Annotated in this window: 17 protein-coding genes and 1 other annotated feature; all 17 genes read right to left on the minus strand. The window is 40.3% G+C overall.

Annotated elements, in window-relative coordinates; genetic code table 11:
• Positions 1 to 25: 25 nt before the first annotated feature.
• The gene (locus tag JNUCC23_RS14710) at positions 26 to 832 is read right to left on the minus strand and encodes a pyruvate, water dikinase regulatory protein (protein WP_403070012.1); all 807 of its coding nucleotides are present in this window, start codon (positions 830 to 832) and stop codon (positions 26 to 28) included.
• Between the two features lie 25 nt (positions 833 to 857).
• Entirely contained in the window at positions 858 to 1,496 is a 639-nt protein-coding gene (locus tag JNUCC23_RS14715) for a helix-turn-helix transcriptional regulator (protein ID WP_062177911.1), read from the minus strand.
• A 754-nt stretch (positions 1,497 to 2,250) separates the two neighbouring features.
• On the minus strand, positions 2,251 to 4,320 hold the full coding sequence (gene glyS, locus JNUCC23_RS14720; protein ID WP_403070008.1) for a glycine--tRNA ligase subunit beta: 2,070 nt from the start codon (positions 4,318 to 4,320) through the stop codon (positions 2,251 to 2,253).
• 3 nt (positions 4,321 to 4,323) lie between these two features.
• On the minus strand, positions 4,324 to 5,205 hold the full coding sequence (glyQ, locus tag JNUCC23_RS14725; protein ID WP_403070006.1) for a glycine--tRNA ligase subunit alpha: 882 nt from the start codon (positions 5,203 to 5,205) through the stop codon (positions 4,324 to 4,326).
• Between the two features lie 67 nt (positions 5,206 to 5,272).
• Positions 5,273 to 5,457, minus strand: a binding site (T-box leader).
• Between the two features lie 50 nt (positions 5,458 to 5,507).
• Entirely contained in the window at positions 5,508 to 6,260 is a 753-nt protein-coding gene (gene recO, locus JNUCC23_RS14730; RefSeq protein ID WP_062177902.1) for a DNA repair protein RecO, read from the minus strand.
• A gap of 456 nt (positions 6,261 to 6,716) precedes the next feature.
• Positions 6,717 to 6,857, minus strand: coding sequence for a YqzL family protein (locus JNUCC23_RS14735; protein ID WP_082674970.1), 141 nt, complete (start codon positions 6,855 to 6,857; stop codon positions 6,717 to 6,719).
• A gap of 97 nt (positions 6,858 to 6,954) precedes the next feature.
• Entirely contained in the window at positions 6,955 to 7,884 is a 930-nt protein-coding gene (gene era / locus JNUCC23_RS14740; RefSeq protein WP_403070002.1) for a GTPase Era, read from the minus strand.
• Positions 7,877 to 8,275: a cytidine deaminase gene (locus JNUCC23_RS14745; protein WP_062177897.1), complete on the minus strand. Its 399-nt coding sequence runs from the start codon at positions 8,273 to 8,275 to the stop codon at positions 7,877 to 7,879. Before JNUCC23_RS14745 ends, era begins: the two co-directional genes overlap by 8 nt.
• A gap of 174 nt (positions 8,276 to 8,449) precedes the next feature.
• Entirely contained in the window at positions 8,450 to 8,824 is a 375-nt protein-coding gene (locus JNUCC23_RS14750; RefSeq protein WP_403069999.1) for a diacylglycerol kinase family protein, read from the minus strand.
• Complete coding sequence (gene ybeY, locus JNUCC23_RS14755; protein WP_454212103.1) at positions 8,805 to 9,278, minus strand: rRNA maturation RNase YbeY; 474 nt, start codon at positions 9,276 to 9,278, stop codon at positions 8,805 to 8,807. The genes JNUCC23_RS14750 and ybeY overlap by 20 nt, the downstream gene beginning before the upstream one ends.
• Positions 9,275 to 11,434: an HD family phosphohydrolase gene (locus JNUCC23_RS14760; protein ID WP_454212105.1), complete on the minus strand. Its 2,160-nt coding sequence runs from the start codon at positions 11,432 to 11,434 to the stop codon at positions 9,275 to 9,277. The genes ybeY and JNUCC23_RS14760 overlap by 4 nt, the downstream gene beginning before the upstream one ends.
• A gap of 280 nt (positions 11,435 to 11,714) precedes the next feature.
• Positions 11,715 to 12,680 carry a PhoH family protein gene (locus JNUCC23_RS14765; RefSeq protein WP_454212107.1) on the minus strand — a complete coding sequence of 322 codons (966 nt, stop codon included), beginning with the start codon at positions 12,678 to 12,680 and terminating at the stop codon, positions 11,715 to 11,717.
• A gap of 3 nt (positions 12,681 to 12,683) precedes the next feature.
• A complete protein-coding gene (yqfD, locus tag JNUCC23_RS14770) occupies positions 12,684 to 13,871 on the minus strand; it encodes a sporulation protein YqfD (RefSeq protein ID WP_403069988.1) in 1,188 nt (395 codons plus the stop codon).
• Between the two features lie 16 nt (positions 13,872 to 13,887).
• Complete coding sequence (gene yqfC / locus JNUCC23_RS14775; RefSeq protein ID WP_028391848.1) at positions 13,888 to 14,172, minus strand: sporulation protein YqfC; 285 nt, start codon at positions 14,170 to 14,172, stop codon at positions 13,888 to 13,890.
• Positions 14,173 to 14,248: 76 nt separating this feature from the next.
• A complete protein-coding gene (locus JNUCC23_RS14780) occupies positions 14,249 to 14,761 on the minus strand; it encodes a hypothetical protein (protein WP_454212109.1) in 513 nt (170 codons plus the stop codon).
• Between the two features lie 23 nt (positions 14,762 to 14,784).
• The gene (floA, locus tag JNUCC23_RS14785) at positions 14,785 to 15,783 is read right to left on the minus strand and encodes a flotillin-like protein FloA (protein ID WP_454212111.1); all 999 of its coding nucleotides are present in this window, start codon (positions 15,781 to 15,783) and stop codon (positions 14,785 to 14,787) included.
• Between the two features lie 25 nt (positions 15,784 to 15,808).
• Positions 15,809 to 17,125, minus strand: coding sequence for an NfeD family protein (locus JNUCC23_RS14790; protein ID WP_403069979.1), 1,317 nt, complete (start codon positions 17,123 to 17,125; stop codon positions 15,809 to 15,811).
• Positions 17,126 to 17,418: the final 293 nt, after the last annotated feature.

Raw genomic sequence — 17,418 nt, forward strand, 5'->3', positions numbered from 1 at the left:
CGCCATTTGATATAGCGGCAAATGTTTATTTGCGATTATTTATTATATTAATAATGGTGTTAGCTGTCTCTTCCACCGCTTTATTCGTCACATCAATGATTGGGCAATTCAATTTTGCAACGATGCTGTCAAAATTCTTAAGCTCTTCTTTAATCCGTTCTACATTGGCATAAATCGCGTGATCACCTAATCCAAGCGATTTTAAGCGTTCTTTACGAATCGTGTTCAGCTTTTCAGGACTGATTTTCAAACCAAAACATCGCTCTGGAGGAACGAGATACAACTCTTCCGGTGGATCAACTTCAGGAACAAGTGGCACATTCGCAACTTTAAACCGCTTAAGTGCTAGATATTGTGATAATGGTGTTTTGGATGTTCTTGAGACACCGACAAGGACAATATCTGCACGAAGAATGCCACGCGGATCACGTCCATCATCATACTTTACCGCAAATTCAATCGCTTCAACTCGTTTAAAGTAGTTATCATCAAGTTTGCGAACCAGCCCTGGTTCATTCCTAGGCGATGTTTCTGCTCTCTGCTGAAGCATGTCCATAAGCGGCCCAATGATATCATATGCTAATATGTTTTCCTTTTCAGCCTGTTCTTTCATATATGCTCGAATTTCCGGTTTAATGAGTGTATACGCAATGATTGCCTGATTTAATTTTGCAAGGGCAATGACTTCATCCACACCTTGTTCATCTTCAATATATGGAATTCGTTTTATTGAAAAATGATTAGCTGGAAACTGGCTGGCAGCTGCCTTTGTGACCAGTTCTGCTGTTTCACCGATTGAATCAGAAACTACAAAAATAATCGAACCTTTCATTTCAATCCATCCCCTCAGAAAGTCTCTAATAGCTTTCATCAGCTAAAGCAACAAATGCTTTGGCTATATTCGTTTTAGTGATTCGGCCTACCACTTCAAAACCACTTTCAACTTCTTTCACGATTGGTAAAGCATCAATCTGCTTGTCAATCAATTTCTTAGCGACGTCGATCATTAAATCTTCTTTTGTACACATCGTAATGTTGGGCATTCTTGTCATAATAATATTGACAGGGATCGTAGCCAATTCTTGTTTACCGATGCTCGCCCTTAACAAGTCTTTACGCGAAAGAACGCCAACAAGCAACGCGTGCTTATCGACAACAAACATCGTTCCCACATCCTCAAGGAACATCGTTACAATGGCATCATATACCGAAATACTTTCATTTATAACGACTGGAATCGATTGATAATCTCTCACATAAATATTATTCAAACTATCGGTTAGGAGTTGTGTGCTCGATTTACCTGTATAAAAATAACCGACTCTTGGCCTTGCATCGAGAAATCCAGCCATTGTTAAAATGGCTAAATCTGGCCTTAGTGTAGCTCGAGTCAAATTGAGCCTATCCGCTATATGTTCCCCGGTAATCGGCCCATTTTCTTTTACAATTTCTACAATCAATTCTTGGCGTTTATTTAATTCGATTTTACTCACCACCCAACTGCTTAAGCAGAGAAACTTATTAGGCTATACTATTTATCATTATTATAACCTATTTCAATGAAAAGAGCACTGAAATCACTATGTAATAAGGTTTACACACCACAAGCTAGATTACTTTACCAGATCGGTTCCGTTCCCTTTTCCTTCATACAAAACTCCTATAGCGTTAAAACGCCACCATTTTCCATGAAGGATTAATCAAGTATCACGCTGCACTCACCGCATACAATGGTGGCGGTGCGGAGCTGAAATTTTGAAGTGTTTTCTATAATAAAAGAAGTATACCAGCTAAGAAGATTGGCTAGATTAGTAAGTCGCAAAGACCCGTCCCCATGCCCTTCATATAAAGAGCCAAAATGTCCTAGTACCATAAAGTGAAAATTCAATCAGTGGGGATTTTCTTCATCCCCCACTGATTGTTAGTCCCTTTCTACTGTCGCTAAGATCTTCGCTACCACTTCGATCAATCGACAGTACGAACCCGATTGGTTCAACTAAACCGCTGAAGATCACATCGGTAAGTTTCACTGTATCTCACCAATCGAGCTTTTACGGACAGTTATCCCCCACCCTACGCTTCCTCGGTTCCTCTAAAGCCCTGAGGTGGTGGTTTACTGCCCGTTAAAGCGGGATAAAGGGTCAAAACCCCGCAACAACTGCATACAGTATAAGATAAGTGTGCGAGACACTACATACTGATTTAGAGTGCGAGGTCAGACCCTTATAAGACATCCCCATCTTTTCGTTTTTATAAGGATAAAATTTTATTCACGCTGGCAAAGCTTTCTGCTAGTTCACTAATTTCTTTCATGAGTGACAAGCGATTTTCACGAATAGAGTCTTGCTCTGCCATGACCATTGTATGTTCAAAGTATTGCTCAATTTCCGGCTGAAGAGACACGAGTAAGTGGAAGCGAGTTTCCTCATCATCTGTTTCACTGTATTTCGTAGCAACTGTTTGATATTTTTCAAATAATGCTGCCTCTTCTTTGTTTTCAAATAACGTTGGATCGATCGTTTGTTTCTGCTCACATTTACTTGCGATATTCATTACCCGGCTTAACGCTTCGATATTCTTTTTAAATTCCGAGCTGTCTTTTTCTTTTTCAAGCACTAATGCCCGTTCTACTAGGGCTGATACGTTGCCAATTTCGTTGATTAGCAGTGCATCAATCAAGTCATAGCGAATGCCTTTTTCGGTTAATAAATGCTTCACACGTGCTTTAAAGAATTGTAACAGGTCCGCTGAAATTTCAGCGCTATCTCGTTTAGCAATTCCACGCGCTTCCATTTCATCTAGAGCGTATGTGAGTAATTTCTCTAGAGATATCGACCACTTTTTCTCTAATAAGATTTGAACAACGCCGCTAGCCTGCCTGCGTAATGCATATGGATCTTGGGAGCCTGTTGGAATGACGCCAATCGCAAAGAACGAAACGATTGTATCCATTTTTTCAGCGACACTTAAAACGGCTCCGATTGACGATGGCGGAACACTATCTTCTGCATGTCTAGGCATATAATGTTCATTAATTGCAGCTGCTACTTCTTTTGGCTCGCCTTTTAATAACGCATATTTCTCACCCATATAGCCTTGCAATTCGGGGAATTCGTAAACCATGTGACTCACTAGATCAAATTTGGCAATTTCCGCTGCACGTAAGGCAAGTTCTTTCTGATCGGAAAGTTCTACCTGATCGGCAAGTATGCCTGTGAGCTTCTGAACACGGGCCGTTTTTTCAGCCAATGTACCAATTTCTTCATGGTACACAATGGATTTTAACTTTTCTAACGCACTTGCAATCTCTTTTTTCTTATCTTCGCGATAGAAGAAATCCGCATCTGATAACCGAGCTCGCAAGACTTTTTCATTCCCTTTTGCCACATTGTCAAGATAGTCTGCATTTCCGTTACGTACGGTCACGAAATGGGGCAGCAACTTGCCGTCTTTACTTTTAACAGGGAAATAGCGTTGATGTTCTTTCATCGAAGTAATCAACACTTCTTGTGGAAGTTCCAAAAATTCTTCTTCAAAATTCCCGAATAAAGCAGTTGGATATTCCACTAAATTATTAACCTCTTCAAGTAAGTCTTGGTCAACAGGAATTTGCCAGCCATTCTCAACTTCAAGCTTATGAATTTGATCGAGAATCAACTGCTTCCGTTTTTTCGGATCAGCCATGACAAATTGTTGTTCAAGCGCTTTTTCATATTGATCAGGGGTGATGACTTCTACTGCTTCTCCTAGAAAACGATGCCCTTTTGTCATGCGACCTGTTTCTACTCCCGCAATCTCAAATGGGATTACTTCGCTACCGAACAAAGCAACCATCCATTTAACCGGGCGAACAAAGCGAAGATCCTGATCAGCCCAGCGCATATTTTTAGGAAATGAAAGGCTTGTGATGATCTCTTTCAATTCTGTTAATAATTGGAGAGTTGGCTGTCCTTTAATAAACTTATTTACATGAACATACTCCACGCCATTCATTTCTTTAAAATAAATGTCATCGACCGTCATTCCTTGACCTTTTGTAAAGCCAATCGCTGCCTTAGACCAGTTCCCTTCTGCATCTTGGGCAATTTTCTTGGCAGGGCCTTTTGCTTCTTCCTCAATATCGGCTTGAGCCGTTGCCACGTCTTGAATGTAAAATGCTAAACGACGGGGTGTTGAGAACACAGAGACCTCCCCAAAAGGAATTGCTTTTTTCGTTAACCATTTTTGCACTTTATCGGACAATTGTTCCATTGCCGCTGTGACAAATCGTGCTGGCACTTCTTCTAATCCAATTTCCACTAACAAATCTTGCTTATTCATGTTTTAGTTCTCTCCTTTCTCTTTTAAAATGGGGAAGCCTAATTTTTCACGCTCATCATAGAAAGTTTTTGCGATTTTACGAGCTAAATTTCGGCAGCGTGCAATATAACCTGTTCTTTCCGTTACAGAAATAGCCCCTTTTGCATCCAGCAAGTTAAACACATGCGAACATTTCAACACATAATCATAAGCTGGGTGTACGAGTCCTGCTTCCATTTGGGCGTGCGCTTCTTTTTCATACATCGTAAATAATTGGAAAAGCATTTCTAAGTTTGATGTTTCAAATGTATATTTGGAATGCTCATATTCTGGTTGACCATATATATCACGAACCGTAAAGCCATTTGTCCATTCAAGATCAAAGACATTTTCTTTTTCTTGAATATACGACGCCAACCGTTCAATTCCGTATGTGATTTCGACAGAAACCGGTTTACATTCTAATCCACCAACTTGTTGGAAGTAGGTAAATTGAGTAATTTCCATCCCGTTTAACCAAACTTCCCAGCCCAATCCGGCACAGCCCAGTGATGGATTTTCCCAGTTATCTTCTACAAATCGAATATCATGCTGAAGTGGATCAATTCCGAGTGCTTTTAAGGAATCTAAATACAACTCCTGAATATTATCTGGTGATGGTTTCATGATCACTTGAAATTGGTGATGCTGATAAAGACGGTTTGGATTCTCACCATAACGTCCATCTGCTGGGCGTCTTGATGGCTCAACATAAGCAACATTCCATGGCTCAGGTCCGATTGCCCGCAGGAATGTGTATGGACTCATCGTTCCAGCACCCTTCTCGACATCATATGCCTGCATTAAAATACATCCTTGCTCTGACCAATGCTTTTGCAGCGTTAAAATCATATTTTGAATATTCATACTGCGCCTCCATTACATATTATTTTTTCTAATGAAACACAAAAAACTCCCGTCTCTATGCCAGTAGCATAGGGACGAGAGTATACCCGCGGTTCCACCCTAATTGCCGCGTATATACACGGCCTCTTTTATCTGCAAATGCAGCTTATATGCTCCGAAACGCCTTCCTTGAAAGTCCATAGCCCGGCTCACACTATCCCAGGTTCGCTTATATGGAGAAAATCAAGTACTCCTTTTCTTCAACGCATTAAATTTGATTATGCTTTGAATTTTAACGAAGTGTTGCTCGGTTGTCAATCTTTCTAAAATAGATCTTTCATCGAATCCATCTGTTTTAAAAATTTCTTGGATTTTAAATGCAATCCAGAATATTCATCATAATAGGCGTCTATGATGGTCTGCAATTCTTTCTTCGTCTCTTGCTTAACAGAAATATTACCGAGACGAGATAAATCAAAATAATAAAATAAGCGCAACAATTTAACGGTCACAGGCGAAATTTTCATATGGTACTGATCTTTTCCGACACAGCGATGACAAAGAAATCCTCCTTCACGAATTGAAAAAGAGAATTCGCCTTCACTGTTGCCGCAACTGGCACATTGACTAAGTGTAGGACTTAGCCCATTCACCTGTAACATCTTCATTTCGAAGATGAACTTGAGAATTTCAGCATCATAGCCTTCATTTATGTAATGGAGCGATTGATAAAGCAACTCAAACAGAAATGGATTTGCCTTCCGATCATCAACGCTCTTATCTAACAATTCCACCATATAAGATGCATACGCTGTTGCGAAAATATCTTCCCTTATCGAGCGCATCGAATCAATTGTTTCACCTTGCTGAAGGCTCCCGAGACCGCTCGAAGGAGTGAAGACAAAATACCCGTAATAAAAAAGCTGTGTGACGGCAGCAAGTCTGTTATTAGGCTTTTTGGCGCCTCTTGCCATCACGCCTATCTTACCGAATTCCCGCGTGTATAGGGTAATAATTTTATTATTCTCGCCATAATCTGTCCGCCGTATAACAATACCCTCACATTTTTGTATCAAGCAAAGATCCACCACCTTTCATTCCAAAGCTGTATGTCGTTAAACGCCACCATTTACCACATATAATAGCACGCTACACCCACCTAATCACAATGATGGCGGTTCGGAGCCTGAATTTTGGATGTTTTCTTGATAAAATAAGTATACCTGTTAGGCCGATTGGCTATATGAATAAGTCGCGAAGCCCCGCCCTATGCCCTATATATAAAAACGCCACGAGCTACTTTAAAGGAAAGCTTTATCATACAAAGATACTAATACAAATAAGGTAACGGAGCATAGTCAGAATTTATCGATTCCCACTCAATATCTAGTTTACCTTGCAATTTGCTTGGTCACAATCTTTAAGTTAACGAATCTCCGGCACCTTCCAAAAAAGCACAAAGAACGCCTGACTCCCTCGAGCCACGGCGCCTTTAACTATTAATCGTGCATATTTAGAAATCAAGACAAACGTCAGGTAACAGGAAAATCAATTTCAGCTATCTCTTCGTCATTCTCGGCTCGACCGCGTTTTTCCACCTCTAATTCTTTAAAAAGAAGATAGGTATCAATATTACCGGTTTGACTAAACATTCCCCAGGTAAATTCTAACATCGTAAAGCCCACCTTTCGTGAGTAGCATGATACTTTTTTCTGACCTATTCATATCTTGACCCTTCAATCCATTTTCATAAGACGTAAATTTTGTTAATTAATATTCATCCTCGTTAAATCCATAATCACGCAGTTGGGACATTTTATTGCGCCAGTCTTTTTGAACTTTCACCCATAATTCTAGGAACACTTTGGAACCTAATAGGTTTTCAATGTCGACGCGCGCACGACTGCCGACTTCTTTCAGCATTTTCCCTTGCTTACCAATGACGATCCCTTTTTGTGAGTCTCGTTCAACTACAATCGTCGCCATAACATTAATCGTTTCACTATTATCCATTTTCTTGATTGAATCAATGACAACGGCAACTGAATGCGGGATTTCCTCGCGTGTTAAGTGAAGAACTTTTTCTCGAATTAATTCAGAAATGATGAAACGCTCAGGATGATCCGTCACTTGATCTGCTGGATAAAATTGCGGACCTTCTGGCAGATGTTTCTTAATCTGTCCGAGTAATGTTTCGACATTATTTCCTTCAAGTGCAGAAATTGGTACAATGGCTGTGAATGGGTATAGTGCTTGATATTTTTCAATCAGCGGGAACAGCTCATCCGGATGCAATTGATCGATTTTGTTTACAACTAGGAAAACCGGCGTTTTAACATTTTGCAATTTCTCAATAATAAATTCATCGCCGCGTCCGTATCCTTCAACAGCATTAATCATGAAGAGAATTAAGTCAACTTCCTTCAGCGTATTCGTTGCAACTTTCATCATAAAATCGCCTAACTTATGCTTCGGCTTATGAATGCCAGGTGTATCGATAAAAATCATTTGTGAATCATTTTGCGTCAGGACGCCTTGAACTTTGTTTCTTGTTGTTTGCGGTTTATCACTCATAATAGCAATCTTTTGCCCGATGACTCGATTCAAGAAGGTGCTTTTCCCGACATTTGGTCGACCAATAATCGAGATAAATCCTGACTTGTATCCTTTTTCTTGTGTATCTTCAAATAATTTATCCATTCAAATCCTCCGGTAAAAATGCTCCTGGCAGCAATTCTTCTACTGTTAATTCTTGTATATCCCCATTTAAATTCGTTAAAACCACTTTCATATCTCTCGGACATAATTCAGCAATTACTTGTCTGCATGCCCCGCATGGTGGTACAGGTCTTTTCGTATCAGCCACAACAGCAATCGCAGCAAATTTCGTATCGCCTTCAGAAACTGCTTTAAAAATAGCTGTACGTTCGGCGCAGTTAGTCATGGAGTAAGCAGCATTTTCAATATTACAACCATGGTACACTTTGCCATCCGCTGTCAGCAATGCCGCACCGACATTAAATTTGGAATACGGTGTATACGCTTTGTCTCTCGCAATTTTTGCTTCAGAGATCAGTTGAGATGTTTTCATTTATTGTCTTCCTTTCAGAATTGAGGTCATTTAGTTCGTTAACAGCTACATAAAGTGAAACTACGAACCCGATTAGTTCACCAATCGGGCTTTTACGGGCAAGTTACCCCACCTAGGCTTCGATCCCTCTAAGTCTTGTGGTGGGGTTCTTACTGCCCTAAATCAGCTCGGTTTTCAAGCTACTATTTTCGGCAAAAAAATGATGATTCCTATAATGACAGAGAATATAGCATATATCAAAACGGCGCCTGCTGCAAAATCTTTTGCTTCTTTTGCCAAGGGATGGATTTGATCTGTAGCCAAATCCACAGCCCTTTCAATGCTTGAGTTCACCATTTCTAGCGTAATCGTACCAGAGATCGCAAGCATAATGAAGAGCCATTCGATTCCTGACAGAGAAAAGTAAAAACCAAATCCGATCACAAGTAGTGCAATAACCACATGAATCTTCATATTACGTTCTGATTTAACTGCTGAAATGATGCCGCTAAAGGCGTAACCAAAGCTCTTAACTAATGACGACTTTGGCTTAGTCTCTTTTAAGCCCATATGCTTCTAGAATGTCCGTTTGACGCGAGAACATTTCCTTTTCATCGGCTTCGTTCATATGATCATAGCCTAACAAATGCAAAAAGCCATGCAACGCAAGAAATCCAAGCTCCCTGTCGAAAGAATGACCATACTCCAAAGCTTGCTCTTTTGTTTTTTCAATCGAGATGATAATATCCCCTAGCACTCTTGGTAGATGATCACCGACGATTGCTATTTCATCTTCACCCATTTCTTCAAGTGCAAAGGAAATCACGTCTGTAGCGTAATCTTTATTGCGATATTCTAAGTTGATTTCACGAATCCGTTCATTACTTACAAATGTAACAGATAATTCGCTGCCTACTTCAATTCCTTCTTTACTTGCAGCAAATTGAATCACTTTCCCAACAAGTTCAACGGCCGCTTTGCTCACTTCATTTGTCTCATCCAAAAAATCGATATCTATCGTCATATATTCACCTTCTGTTCCGTTTTATTCATTTCGGGATATTCTATTCTTGAGTGAAAGATGCCGTGTAAGGACTCACAAAGCGCCTCTCTTACTACATGCAATTCACGCATCGTTATATCGCATTCATCAAATTGATTGTCATTCAAACGATCAGAAATGATCGCACGAACGAGCGCTTCTATTTTGTCTTGTGTTGGATGATTCATCGATCTAACTGCAGCCTCGACACTATCCGCAATGCCGATGATGGCAACCTCTTTAGTTTGCGGCTTTGGCCCTGGATAACGATAGCTTTCCTCAAGTGTTGTTTCATCTTCCTTCAAAACCTTATGGTAAAAAAATTTCAGTAGTGTCGTCCCATGATGCTGTTCGGCGATATCAACAATTCCCTGTGGAAACTTATGCTTCCTAAGCATGGCTGCTCCATCTACAGCATGGGCAATAATGATATCCTTACTCGTTTCAGGTGGTAGTCTGTCATGTGGGTTCTCACTATTCATTTGATTTTCTATGAAAAAATGCGGCCGTTTCGTTTTCCCAATATCATGATAATAACAGCCTACTCTCGCAAGCAACCCATTCGCTCCAATCGCTTCACAAGCCGACTCTGCCAGATTTGCAACCATCACACTATGATGATAGGTACCTGGTGCTTCCGTCAATATTTTCCGGATCAGAGGATGATTTGGATTAGCAAGTTCAAGTAATTTAATGGACGATAAAATGCCAAATCCTGCTTCAAAGAATGGTAGTAAACCAATTGTTAACACAGCTGATCCTAACGCAGATACGATGGCCGCAAACGAATAAACCATAAACTCCATCTTCGTATAGTTTCCATTCGTAATAGACGTAATAGCAAACACGAGCAAAATATTAATCACTGACGATACAAGCCCTGCCTGTAAAATTTTCATTTGAAAGTTTTTTCGAGACATGATTATGATTGCGGCAATGCCACTAAATAATATGTATAACCCAATTGTATAGTTAAGATTACCAGGTGTCTCCGCATTAAAAATAATCGAGCCAAATGCACCTAGAATAATCATAATCGCCGCAGCAAATCGCTCATTCAGCAAGATTTTTAATAACATGGCCGCTAGTGCAGCCGGAAAAAAATACCCAATTTCGCCGTATTTAAGATCGCCCAGCAAACTGAATATTTTCATCATCCCGATACTTAAAATAAACACGAGGGCAAAAATCAACATTTGATTGGTTTTGCTTATCTCAAGATCATTGGAATGATAAAAGTAATAATAAAACCCTGCTAAAGAAATGAACACAAAGAGAACCAATCCAGCAAACGGGTAAATCGTATTTTCATTATTAAGAAAACCGGCTAGTTCAAGTTGTCGATAGACTTCACGATCTACAAGTTGTCCTTCTTCAACAATGATTTGTCCTTGCAAAATTTTTACAGGTTCAACCGTTTCTACTGCTTTTCTCCTTTGATCATCAGTCTTCTCTCGATCAAAGAAATAATTCTGGATGATTGCATTTCGTGCCAAAGAAACGGAAGCAGACTTTAACTCTGAACTAATACTAGCATACCTCAGCTCTTCTTCTGCCCTTTTCTTCGCGTTTTCAACATCATTAGCGGCAATTTTTGCGCTCATGACATTATTAACAGCAGTGATTGTCAAGTCCTTCGTAATGTTCAGTTCATCTTCGTCAGCATTGACAAGAGATGTCAGCACAGTATCACCAATTTCCCGACTTACATCTTCTGTTAATTTTTCCTTAAGTAAGGATAATTGATCTTCTGCTGAAACGGGAATAATTTTTCCATTTTCATCTTTTCTGATTGTTTCTTCTGCTTCTTTCTTCACTTCCAAAGCAGAATCGAAAATCGATGAAATTAAATCTACTTTATTTTGGGCATATTCTTTTTTTAGCGTGTACACATCTGATACTTGCTTTGTTGCTTCTTCTTTATCCTGTTCGGTTTTATACGTATCTTCAACGGTTTTCGTGGCTCGGATCGTTTGCTCAGAAGGCTGAAACAATTGGATATTAATTTTCTCTGGTTTTACATTTGAAAACATAATAAAGCAGCTATACACACCTAGTAGCACAAACAGTATAACCCGGATAAATCTATTTCCCAATAGTTCTCTTAATTTACGCACATATTCTTGAACTAGTCTCAAAAATCGCCCCTCCTATTTTGTTTCGCATCATATTATGTATACATAAGAATTGGCATTCGTCTATTATGTAAAATCATAACAGTTTTCAATCAGCATTTCACCCTCTTCTCATAGTTTACAGAAGAAAATTCATCTTTTTTCCTTTTTACCAGTATCGGTTATTGAACAAGCCTTAAACTCCTTTTTATAAAACTTATCACGAAAAAGGGGCAGACCTCATATCTCCTATACACTGTAAATCGTGTATAAAGTACGAGTTCTAACCCCTTATGTAACATCTTTATTTATCTTCTACCGTATCATAGGCGGAGATAATTTTCGCAACTAGCGGATGACGGACTACGTCACTCTGCTCAAGATATATGAAGGAAAGACCTTTCACTTCCTTTAATATCCCTTCTACTGCAATTAAACCGGACTTCATTCCTTTTGGAAGATCAATCTGTGTTCTGTCCCCCGTTATGACCATTTTCGACCCAAAGCCAAGTCTGGTTAAGAACATTTTCATTTGTGCTTGAGTCGTGTTTTGGGCTTCATCAAGGATGACAAATGCATCATCTAAGGTTCTACCCCTCATATAGGCAAGCGGGGCAATCTCGATCGTACCACGTTCCATCATTCTTTGCGTCTGTTCCATGCCAAGCATATCGTGGAGAGCATCATACAACGGTCTTAAGTAAGGGTCGACCTTTTCCTTCAAGTCACCAGGAAGAAAACCTAAGCTTTCTCCAGCTTCAACAGCAGGACGAGTTAAAACAATTCGCTTGACCTGACCGTTTTTCAATGCATTGATAGCCATCACAACCGCTAAGTATGTTTTACCAGTACCTGCTGGACCAATACCAAACACCAGATCATGCTTCTTAATTGAATGGATGTAATGGCGCTGTCCAAGCGTTTTGACACGGATCGATTTACCTTTCGTATTTTTGCCAATTTCTTCTTCGTATAAATCGGCAAAGTACTCCAGTGTTCCTTTTTTTGCAAGCTCAAGAGCATAAATCACATCTCGTCCACTTATATTGATGCCTTTACGAATTATGGTAAGAAGAGATCGTAGAATGTCCTCACAAAGAGCTGCACGATCTAGTTCGCCCGCAATCGTAATGCCTTCTCCACGTGTAATTACAGAAACCTGCAATTCTTCTTCAAGCATCTTAATATGTACATCCCCATTACCAAGCAGCGCTTGCGCTTCATGGGGAGATTCAAGCCTTACGTTAATTGCTTTGATATCTTCTGACATTCGCTAGTCTCCTTGAATAATTGGTTGCCCAATCGCAATGTTTTCGATAACCTGATAATGTATTGATAGTATAACTTTACCATTTCCGATGCTTTCACGCAAAATTTTTTCACCTATAATCTCCGCATCCTCTGGAAGTTCTTTTTCTAAGCTCACCTTTGCCATTTTTTTCGCTTCTTTCACCGCTTCATTCTTCGTATATTCCCGAACTAAATCTTCTTTGCTTCTTAATGTTTGCGTTTTATAGGAAATCGGCAATTTCCATTGTAAAAAAAAGAAAGGCTTGGACGATGTTTCTGTTACGTATTCTGGATAATCCGGATTCTTAAATCCCCAAAATGGAATAGACAGACTACCGACGGCTATAGAGTGTCTAGTTGATTCATCGCCATTAAAAACAGAAAAATTCGTTTTGAGAGGTACTTCAACCGTTGCCTTATACCATGTTTCGCCCATAATCTTGCCAATCGCCGGTACCATTTGCTGCTTATCCTCTTTACCAATTAAACCTGATACAAGCAGCTGCCCTTTTGTAACATAATCATTGATATTAACGATGGGCTTGCCTTTTTCAACGAGCATTTTCTTGATAACGGCTTTTTTCTTAGCGACAAGATGTTGTGGAGAATATGTTTTCACTTCTTCAGGTGTCTCTTTTTCAACAACTTGGAAGTGATAGGTTGTACCTTTTAAATCTACACCTACCCACGTTAATACGTCAATTTTATCTCCTAACTGCTTTTGGATCTCATCCACATCAAGCAACAAGAATTGAAGCTTGCCTTTTTTTATCCCCATCTTATCTAATTCTTTTCGAATCGCATGCTCGGTATCTGGGCTTGCTTCATGGACTTTGATTCCCCAGACCATATTAGACAGTACGAAAATCGTAATCAGAAAAGCCAAAAAGCCGATGACGAAGCCGCTATTTTTGATTAGCCTTTTAATTAAGAACGGACCACCACTTCCTTTTACAAAGGTAACTTTACACTCATTTTTCCGAACGGCTTTCCGCAGATTCGAAATTTCCTGCACATCCATACAAAAGACAAGAATACCAGGAGCCGTTCTCCTGATATCCCATACGGAAACCCCTTGTCTAATCAGTTCATTTATTAACCGCTCCGTTCCTTTCCCACTCGCCTTGACCTCTACAAACCCTGTGTACAAGTTTGTCCATTGATTCTTCATGGTTCTCCTCCCAAGCTTACTCGTTTATATAAGAAACCTGATCGATTTTACCTTCTAGCATGATTTCTTCGGGCAAAATCGTTTTGATTACAAATGAACGTCCTTTAACGAGTAGCTGCCCATTTTTTAAAAGAAGCCGGACTTCTGTATCTGTAAAGTTCAGTAAGCCTCTATGATTTTCAATATAAATATGTAATTGACCAATCATTGTGATTCTTGGCAGGTCCATCATGACATCTTGCGGCAGATCCATAGTTTTAACAAGAAGTCTTCTAAATCGCTGCCCCCATTTTTGTGCCATAAAAAAGAACCCCCTTTCATCTCAATGTATGAAATGAATGGGGGTTCTAGCACCATTATTTTACGCTCATGTATTCTTACATTCGACGACCCGAACGTCGTCTATTCTTGGCTCTTGGAAGGCCAAGAACTTCAGCCATGATAATGCCATCTAGTACTTTTTGCTGATTGATTTCAAAGGTGGTTTGATAAACTGGACTGTTATGATCAGAAATCTCGTTCCCCACAGCTGAAATGCTTTTAGGTTGCATTTTACGCGTACGTTCAGCTGCCTGCTGTCGCAGTTCTTGCTCTTTCGCCCATACTTCTGCTGCTGGTTTTGCTTCGGGTTCGATTTCAAGAGCAGCAGGAACCGGGGGCTCCATCGCCTTCTTTGCTTCCTCATAAAATTGGCGAATCGTTTTCGTAGGCTCATGCCTAGGTCGACTTTGTTCACGCACCGGTTTCTGGTTAATAGGCGTAGTAGGTGTCCCGGTACGCTTGGGTTCACTCTGCTGTTCCTTCTTCTTTTTAAACATACTGGACACAATCCCAATAATAATGGCGATGATCCAGATGTTGCCGAAGATTAAATCAAAGAGGGATTCCATATTAATCCTCCCTTCCTAATGTCTTACTTGTCATGATCCTTTGGGGCGTTAGACATTTTTCCAATGGAGCCACGCATGCCTGTGTCCGCTTCAATGTTTCGGATGTTCATGTAATCCATGACACCAAGATTGCCTGATTTCAAGGCGTCAGCCATTGCCAATGGAACCTCAGCTTCTGCTTCCACAACCTTCGCTCTCATTTCCTGTACGCGAGCGACCATTTCTTGCTCTTCAGCGACAGCCATCGCACGGCGTTCTTCCGCTTTTGCTTGCGCGATTTTCTTATCTGCTTCCGCTTGATCCGTTTGCAAAATCGCACCAATGTTTTTCCCGATATCCACATCCATAATATCAATCGAGAGGATTTCAAACGCAGTACCAGCATCTAAGCCTTTTGATAAAACAGTACGAGAAATTAAATCAGGATTTTCAAGTACATCTGTATGACTTTTTGAGCTACCAATTGTTGCAACAATCCCTTCACCAACACGGGCGATGATTGTTTCTTCACCAGCGCCCCCGACAAGGCGTTCAATATTGGCACGCACGGTAATTCTTGCTTTTGCTTTTACTTCAATCCCGTTGATTGCCACACCCGCAATATAAGGAGTTTCAATAACCTTAGGATTTACACTCATTTGAACCGCTTCTAATACATCACGGCCAGCTAGGTCAATCGCCGCACCTCTTTCAAAAGGAAGAGTGATGTTCGCTCGTTCAGCAGCGATTAACGCATTCACGACACGGTCCACATTCCCTCCAGCTAAGTAATGACTTTCCAATTGGTTAGTCCCTACACCTATTCCAGCTTTATGTGCTTTAATAAGCGGATTGACAACTCGGCTTGGAATTACTCGACGTAATCTCATTCCAATCAATGTAAATATGCTGACCCTTACCCCAGCAGCTAACGCTGAAATCCAAAGTGTAACAGGTACAAATGTAAAAAATACCGACAGTACGATAATAATTGCTATCGCAGCCAAAATAATAAAGATAATATTTGCGTCCAAATCATTCATCCTTTCAAAATTAAAATAAGCTCATCTAGATTTCACGAACGACAATTCGCGAACCTTCTGCCTTTACAACTTTAACCTTAGCGTTTTTCGAAATAAAGCTTCCTTCAGATACAACGTCCAAACGTTCCCCGTCAATCTCAGCCGTCCCTGAAGGTCTCAAATCAACTAGCGTGATTCCTTCCATACCAACCAATTCAATCCTGCTCACATTTGATACATATCCTTGCTCCGAGCTCGTTGAGTCTTTCAATACAATTTTTCTAAAAAATTTCATCTCTTTTCCAAACACCTTTACAAGTAGGATAAACACAAGTACAGATACTGCTATTGCAACCAGTAGAGAAATCCCTAATTGGACCGGATTGTTAGAAGCCAAGAACAAGCTGACGATAATCGCCGCCATACCAAGAGCACCAACAATCCCACCCGGTATAAACAATTCGAGGATACATAACAAAACACCCAATATAAATAAGACTAAAACTTCATAACCCGCCAAGCCTGCTACGAAATGGCCATAAAAGTAGAGCAATAAGGCAATGAGTCCAGTAGTACCCGGGAAGCCAAAGCCTGGAGTAAATAACTCCATCACAATCCCAACTCCAGCGATGATTAACAGCACCGGAATAATAAATGGATTTGTCAGAAAGCGAGCGATTTTTTCGGCGATGCTTTCATCAATTGACCGTATGTCAGCATCTTCTACACCAAGAATGCTGTATAATTCACTTTTTGCACGCACAGTTCCTTCACTATAGCCTGCTTTCCTTGCTTGCTCAGCTGTGAACGTTAATAATTTGCCTTTTCCCGCATCATATTCAGGCAAATTAATGTCCGCATCAGCCATTGCTTGTGCATAGATAGGATCTCGGCCATTTTGCTCAGCCGCTGTTTTCATTGCGGCACTCCAAGCTGATTGAGCCTTAAGCCCCGCTGCATTCCCTGCTGTATCGATAACAGCCGCTGATCCCATCGTTGCATTAGGAGCCATATAGATTTTATCTGTATTGAGCGATATATAAGCGCCTGCTGATAGTGCTCGGTTATTCACATAGGCCACTGTCGCAACTGACGTATTTTGCATACGTTTCGCAATCTTTGTCGCTGAATTAACTGCTCCCCCAGGTGTATCCACTTCGAAAATGACGACTTCTGCCCCATTCTCCTCGGCCGTTGTCAATGCACGGTCAATAAAAGCATACAATCCATCTTCCACCGTATTTTCAATCGGTACGAGATAAACAATTCCACCTTCAGCTTTTGCTTGATTAGGCTGAATGATCAACAAACTTGTCACCAATAAGAATAAGAAACCAATGATCACGGAACGCCAAATTCTCAAAGGAGGTTCCTCCTTTCCCTATTTTTTGCTTCCCCTCTTTATTACGTATGTATTGCCTAAAGGTTTCAGAATCTTTACAGCTATTTTGAGTATCGCCTATGAAGCTACAATCAGCAAGGAAAATCCCTTACAAACTGATGTGAATGTCCATAAACATATAGTGAAACTTCAATCAGCGGGGGGTTTACTGCCCGCTAATGCGGGCTAAAGAACGTGTGAGGGTTTTGCAATAGGTTAGGAAGCAGAAAGCCTTCTATATCTATACACAAACAAAAAGCCATAGACATAATGCC

The sequence above is a fragment of the Peribacillus sp. JNUCC 23 genome, from assembly GCF_053653995.1.